Source organism: Bradyrhizobium sp. CCBAU 45394 (assembly GCF_028128655.1).
GTDB classification, from domain to species: domain Bacteria; phylum Pseudomonadota; class Alphaproteobacteria; order Rhizobiales; family Xanthobacteraceae; genus Bradyrhizobium; species Bradyrhizobium diazoefficiens.
Genome location: NZ_LBIX01000004.1, coordinates 416,252 through 430,045, shown reverse-complemented (window position 1 = coordinate 430,045; position 13,794 = coordinate 416,252). Strand labels below are relative to the sequence as shown.

Below are 13,794 nucleotides of genomic sequence, written 5' to 3'. Positions count from 1 at the left end.
ATTGCGAAGGGCGTGCCGTCGGCACGCCCTTTTCGTTTCAGGCCAGCTTGCGCGGCATCTCGCCGGCGCGGGTCCAGGCGTCGATCGCCTCGACCATCTGGCCGTAATGGATGCGCAAGCCGTCCTCGGTCGCGTAGCCGAGATGCGGCGTCAGCACGAGATTGTCGAGCTTGCGGAAGGGATGGTCGACCGGCAGCGGCTCGACCGAGAACACATCCAAGCCGGCGCCCGCGATCTTCCGCTGCTGCAAGGCCTCCAGCAGGGCCTGCTCATCCACGATCGGCCCGCGCGCGGTGTTGACGAGGAAGGCCGTCGGCTTCATCCGCGCGAGGTCCGCAGCGCCGACCAGTCCCCGCGAACGCTCGCTCAGCACCACATGGATGGTGACGATGTCGGCCTTGGCGAACAGCTCCTCCTTGGTGGCGTAGCCGACGCCGGCCGCCTTGCATTTCTCCGGCGTGAGGTTCGGGCTCCAGGCGATCACGTTCATGCCGAATGCTTTCGCAATGCCCGCCATCTTGCTGCCGAGCTTGCCGAGCCCGACGATGCCGAGCGTCAGCCCCTCGATCTCGACACCGGCAAAGGTCTGCCAGGGCTCGCCGGCATGCATGCGCGCATTCTCGCGGCCGATGCCGCGGGTCAGCTCCAGGATCAGGCCCATGGTCAGCGGTGCCGTGGGATCGCGGGAATATTGCGTGCCGCCGATCGCAACGCCCTTCGCCTTCGCGGCCTCCATGTCGATCGAGGCATTGCGCATGCCTGACGTCAGCAGCAGCTTCAGCTTCGGCAAGCTATCGAACAGGCTCTTGGGGAACGCGGTGCGCTCGCGCATCGCGCAGACGATCTCGAAATCGGCGAGCGCGCTGGCCGCAGCCTGCTCCGAGGTGAAGGGATGGCTGAACACGGTGACGTCGATGCGGTCGGACAGTTTCGGCCAGTCGGCGACGTCGAGGGCGATGTTGAAATAGTCGTCGAGAATTGCACAGCGCAGCCGCGTCATCAGCGTTCATCCATGGCGAGAGGTGATGGCGCCAGGCGGGTGCCATCGTCGGAACCGGGCCATGGTTGCGCGCAATCACACCTGCGCGCAAGCAGCTCGCGTCTTCAAAAATCCGATAGCGGGAAAGGGCTCAGAGGTCGCGGGGCTTCAGCCGGATGGGCGCATCCATGCCGTGCTTGGCGCGCCAGGCGGGGCCGGGGCCGCGCATGTAGTGCAGCTCGGGCCGGTAGGGGTTGAAGGCGGTGGCGAAGAAGCCCTTCCAGAAGCCCTTGATCTCCGCGACGAGCGCGGAGGTGCTGCCGGCTTCTGCCGGAACGGGAAGAGAATGGGTCTCGATCAGAGCCATGATGCGGCCTCGCTGTTCTCCCCGCCGCTTCTGCCGCGGGTGGCGTCTTTTTCGGCGCCGTGACGAGCTTTGGCCTGCTTTATTAAAAAATGGTTTCAATTGTCCGGATTGGCGTCAGCATGGTGTCCATCCCGTATTCATCCGTGGTGAACGGAGGGAAAACGTTGCCCTTTGGGGGCGGGATCGCTACATCGGCGGCAAGCAAATTTCCTCAAATCGAAGGTTTCACGGGACCGATGGCGCGCCAGTTCATCTATTTCATGCAGGGCCTGACCAAGAGCTACCCGACCCGGAAGGTGCTCGATAACATCCATCTGAGCTTCTACCCGGACGCCAAGATCGGCGTGCTCGGTGTCAACGGCTCGGGCAAGTCGACGCTGCTCAAGATCATGGCCGGCCTCGACAAGGAGTATAATGGCGAGGCCTGGGTCGCCCAGGGCGCCCGCGTCGGCTATCTCGAGCAGGAACCGCAGCTCGATGCCAAGCTTTCCGTGCGCGAGAACGTCATGCTGGGCGTCGCCAAGCAGAAGGCCATCCTCGATCGCTACAATGAGCTGGCGATGAACTACTCCGAGGAGACCGCCGACGAGATGACCAAGCTGCAGGACGAGATCGAGGCCCAGGGCCTCTGGGATCTCGACAGCAAGGTCGACCAGGCCATGGACGCGCTGCGCTGCCCGCCCGACGATGCCGACGTCACAAAACTCTCCGGCGGTGAGCGCCGCCGCGTCGCGCTGTGCCGGCTGCTGCTTGACCAGCCCGAGTTGCTGCTGCTCGACGAGCCGACCAACCATCTCGACGCCGAGTCGGTGTCGTGGCTGGAAGGCCATCTGCGCAACTATCCCGGCGCGATCCTGATCGTCACCCACGATCGCTACTTCCTCGACAACGTCACCAGCTGGATCCTCGAGCTCGATCGCGGCAAGGGCATTCCCTACGAGGGCAACTACTCGTCCTGGCTGGTGCAGAAGCAGAAGCGGCTGGAGCAGGAAGGCCGCGAGGACGCCGCGCACCAGAAGACGATTGCGCGCGAGCAGGAATGGGTCGCGTCCTCGCCGAAGGCACGCCAGGCCAAGTCCAAGGCGCGCTACCAGCGCTACGAGGAACTGCTGAAGCAGGCGAGCGAGAAGCAGACCCAGACCGCGCAGATCATCATCCCCGTCGCCGAGCGGCTCGGCGCCAACGTGGTCGATTTCGAAGGCCTCAGCAAAGGCTACGGCGATCGTCTGCTGATCGACGATCTCACCTTCAAGCTGCCGCCTGGTGGCATCGTCGGCGTGATCGGCGCCAACGGCGCCGGCAAGACCACGCTGTTCAAGATGATCACCAAGCAGGAGCAGCCGGACAAGGGCACCATCACGGTCGGCGAGACCGTGCATCTCGGCTATGTCGACCAGTCGCGCGACGCGCTCGACGGCAACAAGAACGTGTGGGAGGAGATCTCCGGCGGCAACGAGCTGATCCTGCTCGGCAAGAAGGAAGTCAATTCGCGCGGCTATTGCTCGTCGTTCAACTTCAAGGGCGCCGACCAGCAGAAGAAGGTCGGCGCGCTCTCCGGCGGTGAGCGCAACCGCGTGCATCTCGCCAAGATGCTCAAGTCCGGTGCCAACGTCCTGCTGCTCGACGAACCGACCAACGACCTCGACGTCGACACGCTGCGCGCGCTCGAAGAGGCGCTGGAGGATTTCGCCGGCTGCGCCGTCATCATCAGCCATGATCGCTGGTTCCTCGACCGCATCGCGACCCACATCCTGGCCTTCGAGGGCGACAGCCATGTCGAATGGTTCGAAGGCAACTTCCAGGACTACGAGAAGGACAAGATGCGCCGGCTCGGCCAGGACAGCATCATCCCGCACCGCGTGAAGTACAAGAAGCTGACGCGGTGATGGCGGCATGATGCGGCGGGCGCTCATCGCTGCGGTGATCGTTGTCACCTGTGGCTGGTCGTCCGCCCGCGCCGCCGACGCCGCCTTCACGCAGTTCATCGCCTCGCTCTGGCCGGAGGCGCAGGCGGCCGGCGTGTCGCGCGCGACGTTCGAGCAAGAGACGCGCGGGCTCGAGCCGGATTACAAGCTGCCGGATCTGATCCTGCCGGGCCGGCCGGCGACCGGCGCGCCGTCGCAGGCCGAGTTCGTGCAGGTGCCGGCCGACTACGTCAGGGACGCCTCGATCGCGCGCCTTGCCGCCGAGGGGCAGCGGCTCCTGCAAAAATATCGTCCCGCGCTGACCGAGATCGAGAAGAGCTCCGGCGTGCCGGCGACCGTCATGCTCGCGATCTGGGGCCGCGAGACCGACTACGGCCGCTACACGCTGCCGTATGATTTGGTCCGCGTGCTGGCGACGCAGGCCTATGTCGGGCGCCGCAAGGACACCTATCGCAACGAGTTCATCCTCTCGCTGAAGATCCTGGGCGAGGGCGTGGTGACGCGCAAGGACATGCGCTCGTCCTGGGCCGGCGCCACCGGGCTCACGCAATTCCTGCCGTCCGAATATTACAAGCACGGCGTCGACTTCGACCGCGACGGCCGCATCGACATCTGGCACTCGGTGCCGGATGCGCTCGCCTCCGCCGCCCAGCAGCTCGTCAACAAGGGGTGGCAGAGCGGAGTGCGCTGGGCCTACGAGGTGCAGGCGCCGGCGAAGGTCGATTGCACCACCGGGGTGCCGGAGGTGACGAAGCCGATCAGCCAATGGCTGCGCGAAGGCTTCGTGCCGGTGCGTGGACAAAAGCTCAGCGCCGCGGAGCAGGCGCAGCCGGCCTCGTTGCTGCAGCCGGAAGGAATCTACGGCCCGTCGTTCCTGACCACGAAGAACTACTTCGTCATCAAGGAATACAATTTCTCCGACCTCTACGTGCTGTTCGTCGGTCATCTCAGCGACCGCATGACGAGCCCGTTGCCCTTCGCAACGCCGTGGTCGGCCTCGAAGCAATTGCGCACCAGGGACGTCGAGACCATGCAGCGCGGGCTCACGCGCGTCGGGCTCTACAAGGACAAGATCGACGGCAAGGCCGGCATGCAGACGCGCGCAGCGCTCGGTGCTTATCAAAAGTCGGCGGGCCTGAAGGTCGATTGCTGGCCGAGCGAAGAGGTGCTGCGCTCGATCGAGGCGGCGCGATAGCGCGCGGGACCAAAAGAAAAAGCCCGGCCGATGGTCTCGGCCGGGCTTCGATCGCGGCGCTCACGAGCGCCATGGCGATCAGATCAGTAGCAGACGCGAACCGGGCGGATGACCCAGCCGTAACCGTCCCAGTAACGCTGACGCTGCCAGTAGCAGGGCGCGGGCGGCGGGGGCTCGGCGACGTAGACGGGGCCGCCATAGGCCGGACGGCTCGAGGCGATCGCGCCGCCGACGATGGCGCCGCCGATCAGGCCGGCCGCGATGCCCGCGCCGACGCCGTCATGGGCCTTTGCGGACGGAGCAGCGGTCACCAGCGAACCGGCGACCGTCGCAACCGTGAGGGCGGCAACTAAAGTCTTCTTCATGCTCTTGGCTCTCCTGGGAGATGGGTTCCCCTTGTTAGAGGCGCCCGGGGTTCAAAGGTTCACGCACACTCTGATGGAATTAGCCTTGCAGCTAGGAAGCGCGCAAATGGTCAATCCACGGTAAACGCACACAGAGCTGTGACGAGAAAAAGCGGTCTTTTTCGGGCTCCGAGATGAACGGCGCATCCGTCGTGAACCGGCTTTTGGCGCCTCAGCCACAGACCCTGACGCGGCGGACGCGCCAGCCATAGCCGTCCCAGAAGCGCTGCCTCTGCCAGACGCAGCCGCCGTAATAGTCGTCGGCGGCATAACCCGGGCCCGGCGCGTAGTAGCGGGGCGGGTAGTAACCAGGGCCATAACCCGGACCATACGCGTAGCCCGGTCCGGGTCCGTAATAATACGGGGAAGCGAGCGCGCCGCCGACAATGGCGCCGCCGATGATCCCAGCCGCCACGCCGGCAGCGACGCCGCGCTGCGCATGGGCCGGCGTCCCGGCCGTCAGGGCCACAGCGGTGAGGGCAGCGACTGCCAGGAGCGACTTCTTCATTGGCTTGACCTTTCGCACAAACACGCGGGAACTCTTTGGGGGGTAAAGTTCCATACTTCGTTTGAATGATCAATGAACGGCACCTTGGCCGGGTGCGACGAATTGGTGTGGACCGCAGCTCCGCCAGGGAGGCGATGATGGGCAACGCGATGATCAATGCATTGATTGCTGCCGGGATCGTCTTCGCCATCGGCTACGGCTGGATCACCCACCTCCAGAATCGCGGCCAACGCCGCTCCCGCGCAGGGGCCGGCAGCGATGGCGGCGGCGACAGCTATTCGGGGACCAGCGACGGCTTCTCGCTGGGAAGCTGGTTCTCCAGCGACAGCTCGGGGAACTCGACCGACACCGGCAGCTGTTCCAGCAGCGATAGCGGCAGCAGCGGCGGGGATTGCGGAGGCGGCGGCGACGGTGGGGGAGGCGGTGGCGGCGACTAGATCCGGCCGCCACCATCTTGATCCAGCGCAACACCCTATTTTAGAGCCGTTCTAGGCTGTTTCCGGGTCAGTTTGGAATAGCTTCAAATACCGGTTTTTCCCTTTGCATCCGGCTGGCCCGTTAAATATCGATGATGGCGCATCACCGAAGGGCCTGCCGCTTCCATGATCGTTTGTTCCTGTAACGTGCTGAGCGATGACGACATCCGCGCCGCTGTGGCCGAGTCCGACGACGCCGTGCGCCATGCCAAGCAGGTCTATGGCTGCCTCGGCTGTAGCGCCGAATGCGGCCGCTGCGCGCGGACGATCAAGACCATCATCGATGAAGCGCTTGGCCCGTGCGCCAAGTCCGGCTGCCCGCACAGCCACACCGTGGCCGCCAATGACGAGACGGCCGAGTCCGCCCAGTTCGCGCTCGCGGCCTGCTGAAATCTTCCGCGCTGTCGGCTGAGCTTTTCCCCCGCTGCGTCCCCGTAGCCGGTTGCCCCCTTCCGTAAACTCATTTAGAAGCGTTCTAAATTCGGTTTAGGATCGAGTTGGACTGCAAGAGCTGGAGTGAACCATGCAGGGCGACGCAAAAGTCATCGACTACCTCAACAAGGCACTGCGTCACGAGCTGACTGCGATCAACCAGTACTGGCTGCACTACCGCTTCCTCGACAATTGGGGCCTGCTGGACATGGCCAAGGTCTGGCGCAAGGAATCCATCGAGGAGATGGAGCACGCCGACAAGCTCACCGCGCGCATCCTGTTCTTCGACGGCTTCCCGAACATGCAGGTGCTCGATCCCCTGCGCATCGGCCAGAACGTCAAGGAGATCATCGAGTGCGATCTCGCCGCCGAGATGAGCGCGCGGGCGCTCTACCAGGAAGCGGCGACCTACTGCCACGGCGTCAAGGACTACGTCACGCGCGACCTGTTCGAGAAGCTGATGAGCGACGAGGAGCACCACATCGACTTCCTCGAAACCCAGCTCGACCTGATCGGCCGCATCGGCCTCGAGCTCTACACCCAGAAGCACGTCGGCGGGCTCGAGGGCGAGGGGCATTAAGCTCAGCCCCCGCTCTCTCCATTCGTCATGGCCGGGCTTGACCCGGCCATCCCCGTGCTGCGCGCAATGAAGACGTGGATGACCGGGTCAAGCCCGGGCATGACGATCTGTTTGCGGAACGAAAGCGCGCCTACAGCTGCTGCTTGTAGCGCTCTTCCACGATCTCCTGACTCTCCGGTTCGCCCAGGCCCGTCTGGTCGTGAATGACTTCGACGATGCTCGGCATCACCGAGCGCTGCACCTTCTCCGGCGACCACAGCTTCGAGCGCATCAGCGCCTTGCCGCAGTGGAAATAGACTTCGCTGACCGCGACGTTCAGCACCGCGCGCGGTGGCTTGCCGAACTCCACCATCGCGGCGAGCAGATCCGGATCGGCCGAGAGCGTGCCGCGCCCGCCGACGCGCAGCGTCTCGTCGATGCCGGGGACGAAGAACAACAGATGCACGAAGCCCGAGCCCTCGACGACGTTGCGAAAACTGTCGATCCGGTTGTTGCCGGAGCGGTCGGGCATCAGCAGCTGGTTGGGGCCGGCGACGTGGACGAAGCCGATGCCGCCGCCGCGCGGCGAGGCGTCGACGCTGCCGTCCGCGCCTGACGTCGCGAGCACGCAGAACGGCGACATCTCGATGAATTTCTTCGCATGCGCATCGATCGCGGGACGTGCCTTTGCTATCACGCGCGGGCTCGGCTTGGCATAGATGGTGGCGAGGTCTTCGGCGCAAAGATCGGTCAACGGCGTGTCTCCGCATCAGCTTGGGGGCAAGCTACCCGATCGGGCCGCCCCAGCCAATGAAATCCATTACGACGCGCTACACTGCATCGGCGGGCACGAAGCAGCTGATGATGATGGTGCCGCGATGGTGGACGTACCACACCACGGCCTGGCCGACCGGGTTGCCGCGGTCGCGGATGATGGCGCGTTCGGGCACTGCCATCCACTGTCCCTCGATCGGTACCCAATAGGCGCCGTTGCGCACGTCATAGTCCGTGCGATGACCGTCGGAGATGTCGCAGCAGGGCACGCCGTTCGGCGCGATCACGCTCTTGAACCAAGCGCGGATGTCGGGCGGGACGTGATCATATTGCCCGTTGTCGAACGCAAGCGCCGCGCTCGTCAGCGCCGTCATCGCAGCCAGCCAAACGCACAGTGCGAGCCTGCGCATGCGATCCTCCTCATCGCGTGTCGTGCCAATGGCGCGCGATCGCTCCGCGCCTCGATTCGTGTCGCTGACGCGATTAAGCCCGAGCTGTCAGCGCATTGCATGCTCAAATAATATGCGGCGCGAGAGGCGCCGCACATGATGCATTGCGATATGAGGACGTGCGGCCCGCCGATTCTACATCGTCCGTTGCGGCGCGGTTTGCAGCAATTGCCTGACCTGCTCGCTGTAGAACTTTGCATTGCCGGTGGTGCCGTGACCGCGCGTTTCGGTGCTGGCGGGGATCAGATACAGGCGGCCGTTCTTGACCTGCTTCATCGCCGCGTCCGTGAGGCCGGTCTCCGGCGGGTTACGCTCGTCGTCGGCGGAGTTGATCAGGAGCAACGAGGCTTCGATCTGCTCCAGCTTCTCCCCGGCATTGTAGTCGTGCGAGGACTCCCACTGGTAGACGAAGTCGTTGGCATCGGCCGTGATCGGCGTCGCGAGCCGCTCGTCGACGATCTTGTCGGCCTTGGCCGCCGTCGGCGCCTGCGATTGATAGGCCAGCGTTCCGCCGATGCTCGCGATGCCGTAGGCGGTGACGGCGTATTTCATCATGCGCGGCTGGCTGGAGTAGTTGCCGCCATTGTAGTCGGGGTCGTTGCGGATGGTGTCGAGCATGATCCGCCGCAGCATCCAGTTGCGCGATGCCATCTCGGTCGGTTGCGAGGCCATCGGGATCAGCGCGTCCATCGCCTTCGGATATTTCTCGCCCCACAGCCAGGTGTGCATGCCGCCCATCGAATTGCCGATGACGAGCCGCAGATGCTTGACGCCGAGTCCTTCCGTCACGAGGCGGTACTGCGCCTCGACCATGTCGTCGTAGTCGTATTTCGGAAAGCCGGTCTTCATGCCGTCGGACGGTTTTGACGATTTGCCATGGCCGATGCCGTCGGGAATGATGATGTAGTATTTGGCGGCGTCGAGCGACTGGCCCGCGCCGAACAGCTCGCCGGCAAAGCCTGGCGTCAGCATGCTTGCGCCCGAGCCGCCGGTGCCATGCAGCACCAGCACCGGTTGCCCGCTCGGCTCGCCGACGGTGGTGTAATGCAGCCGCAACTCCGGCATGACCTCGCCGGTGTGGAACTTGAAATCCCTGGCGATCCAGTCGCCCTGTTTCGGTGCAGGATAATCGGCAGCCATCGCCGACGCCGAGATGGACAGCAGAATGGCCGACAGCGCCGCGCAAGAAGTCTTCATGTTTCTCTCCCCATGCGGCTCGTATCCGGCGGCCGCGTTGCGGCGGATCTTAGCAAAACTCTCCGGAAGGATGTAGGATTTTGGTTCCGCCGATCGTCCTCGAGGAAAACATCGGGAGAGACTGCATGTGCCGCAACATCAAGACGCTGTTCAACTTCGAGCCGCCGGCGACGGAGGACGAGATCCATGCCTCGGCCTTGCAGTTCGTGCGCAAATTGTCGGGCTTCAACAGGCCGTCGCAGGCCAACGAGGCGGCGTTCGATCGCGCCGTGGCCGAGGTCTCGGAGGCGGCGCGAAAGCTCCTCACCTCGCTGCACACCCATGCGCCGGCGCGCGACCGCGAGGTCGAGGCGGAAAGGGCCAAGGAGCGCTCGCGGCTGCGCTTTGGCTAGCGGATCCACTGTCCCGTTCCGTGATCTGGCTCACGGTTTGGGGCGCCTCGACTTGCGATGATGTCTGCCGGGGTTTTGCCAACCCGGAGCACGACCATGACCCGCCCCCTTCTTCCGCTCAAAGCAGGTGCCATCATCTTCACGCTGCTGTGGACCGCGTGGATGATGTGGTGGGGCGGTTCGTTCTCGAGCGCGAGCGTCGTCATCCTGGCGCTGTGCGGCGCGGCGGTCGGCTATCTCTGGTATCGCGCCATGCGCTGGCAGTTCGAGCGCATGGGCATGCTGCCACGTAAGGATGATTCCTCAAGGGCTTCCTGATCCGGGCTCGTGTCCCGGACGCGGCGCTTCTTCAGCGGTGCGCCGCAGAGCCGGGACCCGGAATCGTGAGCGGATCTCTTGCTGAGCCGGGGCTGCTAATCCCTGTTGCCGTGCTTCTTCTTTTTCTTCTTTTTCTTGTGGTCGTCGTCTTCGCCGTCGTCGCTCTCGTCACCGGCGATCGGCTCGTCGGTTTCCTGCACGGCGGCCTCCAGCGCCTCGCGCTCGGCGGCTTCACGCTCGCGCTGGCGGCGGCGCTCGTCCCAGGCGTCGAAGAGCTGTTCGAGCCAGGGCAATACCTGCTCGATCGACGGCAACTGGCCGGGCGGGCCGGCCTCGCCGCGCGGGCCCTGCGGACCCACTGGGCCTTGCGGTCCGACAGGTCCCTGCGCCCCGGCAGCGCCACGCGGACCGGCCTCGCCCTGCTTGCCTTGCGGGCCGGGCTTGCCTGCGGGGCCAGCCTTTCCGATCGGTCCCGGCTTGCCTTGCGGTCCCGGCTTGCCGCGCGCGCCGTCCGGGCCGCGCCGGCCCGGATGTCCCTGCGGTCCCGGCCGTCCCGGCTCGCCTTGCCGCCCGCGCGGGCCCTGAGGTCCCTGCCGTTTCTGTTCGTCTGCCACGCCACTGCTCCCTTGACCGGAAGCAAGCTACTTAGCGTCGTTTGACGACAGCAGCAATTCTGTCCGCGCATCGCCCCCCGATTGATCAACATCAACCGGCGGCACGCGACGGCGTGTCACTGAAGGGCGCGCGGCCACAACCTCACGAGGAGCGACCGATGCGCGAAGCGTGGAAAATGTTCTGCTTGTCTGCAGTCACTTTTGCCGCTGCGCTCGGCCTTGCCCAGCTGTTGGTGCCCGATATCGTGCCGGTTGCTTTCGCCGAAGAGCCGCAGGGGTCATGGGCTGTCATGACGGCCTTCGTTCTCCGCGCGATCGAGCTGATCGCGGCCGCGGTCGCGATCATCGCGCTCGCGGTTCTCGCCGGCGCGTATCTGCAGCAGGAGCTGCGTCGGCTGTTTCGCAGCACATCGTCGCGCCGCGCGCCGCCGGCGGACTGATCGACCTCCGCGCGGCCACGCGCTGGTTAGTCCTGATAGGCCGGCACGTCGATGCCGGAGGCGGCATAGAGCCTGATCTTGTTGCGCAGCGTGCGTACCGACAGGCCGAGCACGCGCGCGGCGCGTGTGCGATTGCCGTCACAGCGGGCGAGCGTCTGGAGCACGAGCTCGCGCTCGACCTCGTCGACGGTCGCACCGATCAGCAGCGGAACGATCTGGTTTGGAGCAAGGAATTCTGCGCCCTGCGGCGCGGCGACATGAACAGTGGTCATCAATACACCTCCCGACCAACGCCCGCTTCCATCTTTGGAAGCGGATCGAGAACAAACGACCCCCAAGCCGTAAATCCACGGTGGGCGGGTTTGGTTAATGAAAGGTTAACCGCGGGCGATCGCACCAATTGACCTTGGGATTGCCGCGAAGCCGCCGCGATTGGCGCGAGATGCATGGTGATGCGGACGTATCTTGCGCCGCACATTCGCTGTCATGCCCCGCCCCAGTGCGCAATTGCGCACAAGGCGGACGATGACACTGAGCGGGTGGTGAAAGCGTCCTCCTCACACCGTCCGATATCCGCCGTCCACCATCACGATCGTTCCCGTGACGTAGGCCGACATATCCGACGCAAGGAAGATCGCGGGACCCACGATGTCCTCGGGCTTGCCGGTGCGCGCCAGCGGGGTGTGATCGACGAAGGCCTGCACCAGCGCCGGATTGGTGGCGCGCACATTGGCGTTGATGTTGGTCTCGATGAAGCCCGGCCCGATCGCGTTGACGCGCACGCCTTCCTTGCCGAGCTCGGCCGCGAGCGCCTTGGTGAAGCCGAGTACGCCGTGCTTGGAGGTGGTGTAGGCCGCCGAGCTCGGCGTGCGCAGATGCACGAAGGACTGGATCGAGCCGATATTGACGATGCGGCCCTTGGCTGCGCGCAAGGGAGCGAGGAAGGCCTGCGTCATGTTGAAGACGCCGTTGAGGTTGAGCGAGATGATGTCGTTCCAGTCCTTCGCCACCGTCTCCGTCTCCGCGGTGAAGGCGTTGCGGCGGGTGATGCCGGCATTGTTGACGAGGATCGAGACCTGCCCGACCTTGTCGGCGACCTGCTTGGCCAGCGCAAAGCAGTCGTCGCGCCGGGTCACGTCGAGCGCGAAACTCTCGGCCCTGCCGCCGGCCTTGCGGATCTCCTGCGCCCCTTCCGCGACGGTGTCGGCGTTGACGTCGAGCAGCACCACTTGTGCGCCCTCGCGCGCGTAGCCGGCCGCGATCGCCCGGCCGATGCCGGAACCGGCGCCGGTGACGACGGCGATGTGGTTTGCAAGCAATGCCATGACATTTTCCTCCCGGATTCGTTTCGAAATTTCATGAAAGGCTAACTCGAAATTAAGGGGTCGGAAACGGCGGCCTTGGCATACTGATTCTCATTGCTAAACGTTGCGCGCATGATGGAACGGCTTGAATCCTGGAAATTGGCGCTCGAGCGCCTGCGGTCGGCGGAGCCGGCCGATTGGGCCGAGGCGGGCCGGCTCATAGCCGAGATCGCGCGGATGAGCCCCGATGTCACGCTGCGACAGGCCGCCGAGCAGGCGCTTCCGGTGCTGCGCCAGGCTGTGGACAATGACGATCGCAGCGTCATGCTGGCGGCCCAGCGCCGCCTCGGCGTGGTCCTCGATGTCGTCCATGGTCTGACCGCGCCGCGCTTCGGCCGCCGCAACGCGACGCCGAAGAAACTCTCGAGCGAGGATCGCGCCCGCAAGGTGCTCGGCCTGCCGCTCGCGGTGCAGCTCACGTGCGAGGACATCAACCAGGCCTATCGCCGCGCCGCCAAGGGCATGCATCCCGACCGCGGCGGCAGCGCGGAAGCCTTCATCGACCTCGCCGCCGCGCGCGACCTCCTGATCCATCCCGGCGCGCACAAGGACGCGTGAGAGCGCTCAGACGAGATCTCGTAGGGTGGGCAAAGACGCATTTGCGCCGTGACCACCATCTTCGCGATGGATGGAATGGTGGGCACGCTTCGCTTTGCCCACCCTACGGCGTCTGCGCTGCTTCTAATCTCAGCTCTTGCTCACGCAACTCGGATAGGGCGCAGCTTCCCCTGGTACGATCGGGCAGAGCTCGATCGGGCTGAGTTCGCGCAGGCGGATTTGCCAGCGCTCGTCATTGACCGGCGGCTCGTCGCTCTCGGGGCCGCGTTCGGCCCATTGGATGGTGTAGTAGTCGGTCGTGCCCTTCAGCGTGACCAGCAGCGCGGTCTCGCTGTGGCGGGTCGGGCCGCTGTCGACGCGACCGCAGCCGATCACCGCGACAAAACCCTCGAAGCGGCCGAAATTCGTGGCGCCGAGCGGCTGTGCCGCAAAGCTGTCGGGGCAGGCCGATTTGAAGCCGCCGGCGATGGAGCCTGCGAGTGCCTCGGGCGAGGCGCCTTGAGTCAGCGTCATGCCCTTCTCGCCGATGACCGTGATCATCTGCGTCCAGCGTTCCGGCGTCTCGCCCTTCAGCACGGCTTCGCGGATGTAGTGGCCGCCCTTGGTGTTCTCGAACACCGCGACGAAGTTCGACGGCATCGCGAAGCTGACGAGCTGGCCGAAGATCGGCGAGATCACGCGGAAGGATTGCGGCGCCTGCGCCGGCGATGTGGAGACGAGTGCGAGCGATGCAGCGAGGATCGCTGCCGTCGTGATGAGCGTGCGCATCGATTGATCCCGCGGGAGCTGAGTAGAAACGCGAACGGGCAAGGATGCTAGCAGCGCATCCTTGCCCGACCCTTG

The 13,794-nt window shown here is 65.0% G+C and carries 20 protein-coding genes; 9 read left to right on the top strand and 11 right to left on the bottom strand.

Features of this window, described 5'->3' with window-relative positions; genetic code table 11:
- Positions 1-37: 37 nt before the first annotated feature.
- Positions 38-1,000 carry a D-2-hydroxyacid dehydrogenase family protein gene (locus WN73_RS02825; protein WP_271551373.1) on the bottom strand — a complete coding sequence of 321 codons (963 nt, stop codon included), beginning with the start codon at positions 998-1,000 and terminating at the stop codon, positions 38-40.
- Positions 1,001-1,130: 130 nt separating this feature from the next.
- Positions 1,131-1,346 (bottom strand): hypothetical protein, encoded by a 216-nt coding sequence (locus WN73_RS02820; RefSeq protein WP_271551372.1) that lies wholly within the window; start codon positions 1,344-1,346, stop codon positions 1,131-1,133.
- A 236-nt stretch (positions 1,347-1,582) separates the two neighbouring features.
- Here WN73_RS02820 and ettA point away from each other — a divergent pair, with 236 nt between their 5' ends.
- Both ettA and WN73_RS02810 read left to right on the top strand, forming a co-directional pair.
- Complete coding sequence (gene ettA / locus WN73_RS02815; RefSeq protein ID WP_271551371.1) at positions 1,583-3,232, top strand: energy-dependent translational throttle protein EttA; 1,650 nt, start codon at positions 1,583-1,585, stop codon at positions 3,230-3,232.
- A gap of 7 nt (positions 3,233-3,239) precedes the next feature.
- On the top strand, positions 3,240-4,466 hold the full coding sequence (locus WN73_RS02810) for a lytic murein transglycosylase (protein ID WP_271551370.1): 1,227 nt from the start codon (positions 3,240-3,242) through the stop codon (positions 4,464-4,466).
- A gap of 83 nt (positions 4,467-4,549) precedes the next feature.
- Here the strand turns inward: WN73_RS02810 and WN73_RS02805 are convergent, their stop codons facing one another.
- Both WN73_RS02805 and WN73_RS02800 read right to left on the bottom strand, forming a co-directional pair.
- Positions 4,550-4,831 (bottom strand): hypothetical protein, encoded by a 282-nt coding sequence (locus WN73_RS02805; protein WP_011089423.1) that lies wholly within the window; start codon positions 4,829-4,831, stop codon positions 4,550-4,552.
- 211 nt (positions 4,832-5,042) lie between these two features.
- Positions 5,043-5,378 (bottom strand): hypothetical protein, encoded by a 336-nt coding sequence (locus WN73_RS02800; protein WP_038966395.1) that lies wholly within the window; start codon positions 5,376-5,378, stop codon positions 5,043-5,045.
- 134 nt (positions 5,379-5,512) lie between these two features.
- Here WN73_RS02800 and WN73_RS02795 point away from each other — a divergent pair, with 134 nt between their 5' ends.
- From WN73_RS02795 to bfr, 3 genes are all read left to right on the top strand, one after another.
- Positions 5,513-5,815 carry a hypothetical protein gene (locus WN73_RS02795; protein ID WP_028176313.1) on the top strand — a complete coding sequence of 101 codons (303 nt, stop codon included), beginning with the start codon at positions 5,513-5,515 and terminating at the stop codon, positions 5,813-5,815.
- A 165-nt stretch (positions 5,816-5,980) separates the two neighbouring features.
- Complete coding sequence (locus tag WN73_RS02790; protein ID WP_271551369.1) at positions 5,981-6,244, top strand: (2Fe-2S)-binding protein; 264 nt, start codon at positions 5,981-5,983, stop codon at positions 6,242-6,244.
- 133 nt (positions 6,245-6,377) lie between these two features.
- Entirely contained in the window at positions 6,378-6,866 is a 489-nt protein-coding gene (gene bfr / locus WN73_RS02785) for a bacterioferritin (protein WP_011089420.1), read from the top strand.
- A 130-nt stretch (positions 6,867-6,996) separates the two neighbouring features.
- Here bfr and WN73_RS02780 read toward each other — a convergent pair whose 3' ends face one another.
- From WN73_RS02780 to WN73_RS02770, 3 genes are all read right to left on the bottom strand, one after another.
- Positions 6,997-7,599, bottom strand: a complete 603-nt coding sequence (locus WN73_RS02780; RefSeq protein ID WP_161533643.1) for a pyridoxamine 5'-phosphate oxidase family protein — start codon at positions 7,597-7,599, stop codon at positions 6,997-6,999.
- Between the two features lie 76 nt (positions 7,600-7,675).
- Positions 7,676-8,029 carry a hypothetical protein gene (locus WN73_RS02775; RefSeq protein ID WP_271551368.1) on the bottom strand — a complete coding sequence of 118 codons (354 nt, stop codon included), beginning with the start codon at positions 8,027-8,029 and terminating at the stop codon, positions 7,676-7,678.
- 174 nt (positions 8,030-8,203) lie between these two features.
- Positions 8,204-9,265 (bottom strand): alpha/beta fold hydrolase, encoded by a 1,062-nt coding sequence (locus WN73_RS02770; RefSeq protein WP_161533644.1) that lies wholly within the window; start codon positions 9,263-9,265, stop codon positions 8,204-8,206.
- A 125-nt stretch (positions 9,266-9,390) separates the two neighbouring features.
- Between WN73_RS02770 and WN73_RS02765 the strand changes: the two genes are divergently transcribed.
- Together WN73_RS02765 and WN73_RS02760 are read left to right on the top strand one after the other, a co-directional pair.
- A complete protein-coding gene (locus WN73_RS02765; protein ID WP_028176309.1) occupies positions 9,391-9,657 on the top strand; it encodes a DUF2277 domain-containing protein in 267 nt (88 codons plus the stop codon).
- A 96-nt stretch (positions 9,658-9,753) separates the two neighbouring features.
- Positions 9,754-9,975: a hypothetical protein gene (locus WN73_RS02760; RefSeq protein WP_028176308.1), complete on the top strand. Its 222-nt coding sequence runs from the start codon at positions 9,754-9,756 to the stop codon at positions 9,973-9,975.
- A 95-nt stretch (positions 9,976-10,070) separates the two neighbouring features.
- Here WN73_RS02760 and WN73_RS02755 read toward each other — a convergent pair whose 3' ends face one another.
- Positions 10,071-10,589 carry a collagen-like protein gene (locus WN73_RS02755; RefSeq protein WP_038966398.1) on the bottom strand — a complete coding sequence of 173 codons (519 nt, stop codon included), beginning with the start codon at positions 10,587-10,589 and terminating at the stop codon, positions 10,071-10,073.
- A gap of 158 nt (positions 10,590-10,747) precedes the next feature.
- On the opposite strand from WN73_RS02755, the gene WN73_RS02750 reads away from it, so the two are divergent.
- A complete protein-coding gene (locus WN73_RS02750) occupies positions 10,748-11,029 on the top strand; it encodes a hypothetical protein (RefSeq protein ID WP_039185831.1) in 282 nt (93 codons plus the stop codon).
- Positions 11,030-11,055: 26 nt separating this feature from the next.
- Here WN73_RS02750 and WN73_RS02745 read toward each other — a convergent pair whose 3' ends face one another.
- On the bottom strand, positions 11,056-11,301 hold the full coding sequence (locus WN73_RS02745) for a helix-turn-helix domain-containing protein (protein ID WP_027547911.1): 246 nt from the start codon (positions 11,299-11,301) through the stop codon (positions 11,056-11,058).
- Positions 11,302-11,586: 285 nt separating this feature from the next.
- A complete protein-coding gene (locus tag WN73_RS02740) occupies positions 11,587-12,354 on the bottom strand; it encodes an SDR family NAD(P)-dependent oxidoreductase (RefSeq protein WP_011089411.1) in 768 nt (255 codons plus the stop codon).
- 111 nt (positions 12,355-12,465) lie between these two features.
- Here WN73_RS02740 and WN73_RS02735 point away from each other — a divergent pair, with 111 nt between their 5' ends.
- Complete coding sequence (locus WN73_RS02735; protein WP_161533648.1) at positions 12,466-12,951, top strand: J domain-containing protein; 486 nt, start codon at positions 12,466-12,468, stop codon at positions 12,949-12,951.
- A 129-nt stretch (positions 12,952-13,080) separates the two neighbouring features.
- Here the strand turns inward: WN73_RS02735 and WN73_RS02730 are convergent, their stop codons facing one another.
- Positions 13,081-13,719 (bottom strand): hypothetical protein, encoded by a 639-nt coding sequence (locus WN73_RS02730; protein WP_271551367.1) that lies wholly within the window; start codon positions 13,717-13,719, stop codon positions 13,081-13,083.
- Positions 13,720-13,794 lie beyond the last annotated feature (75 nt).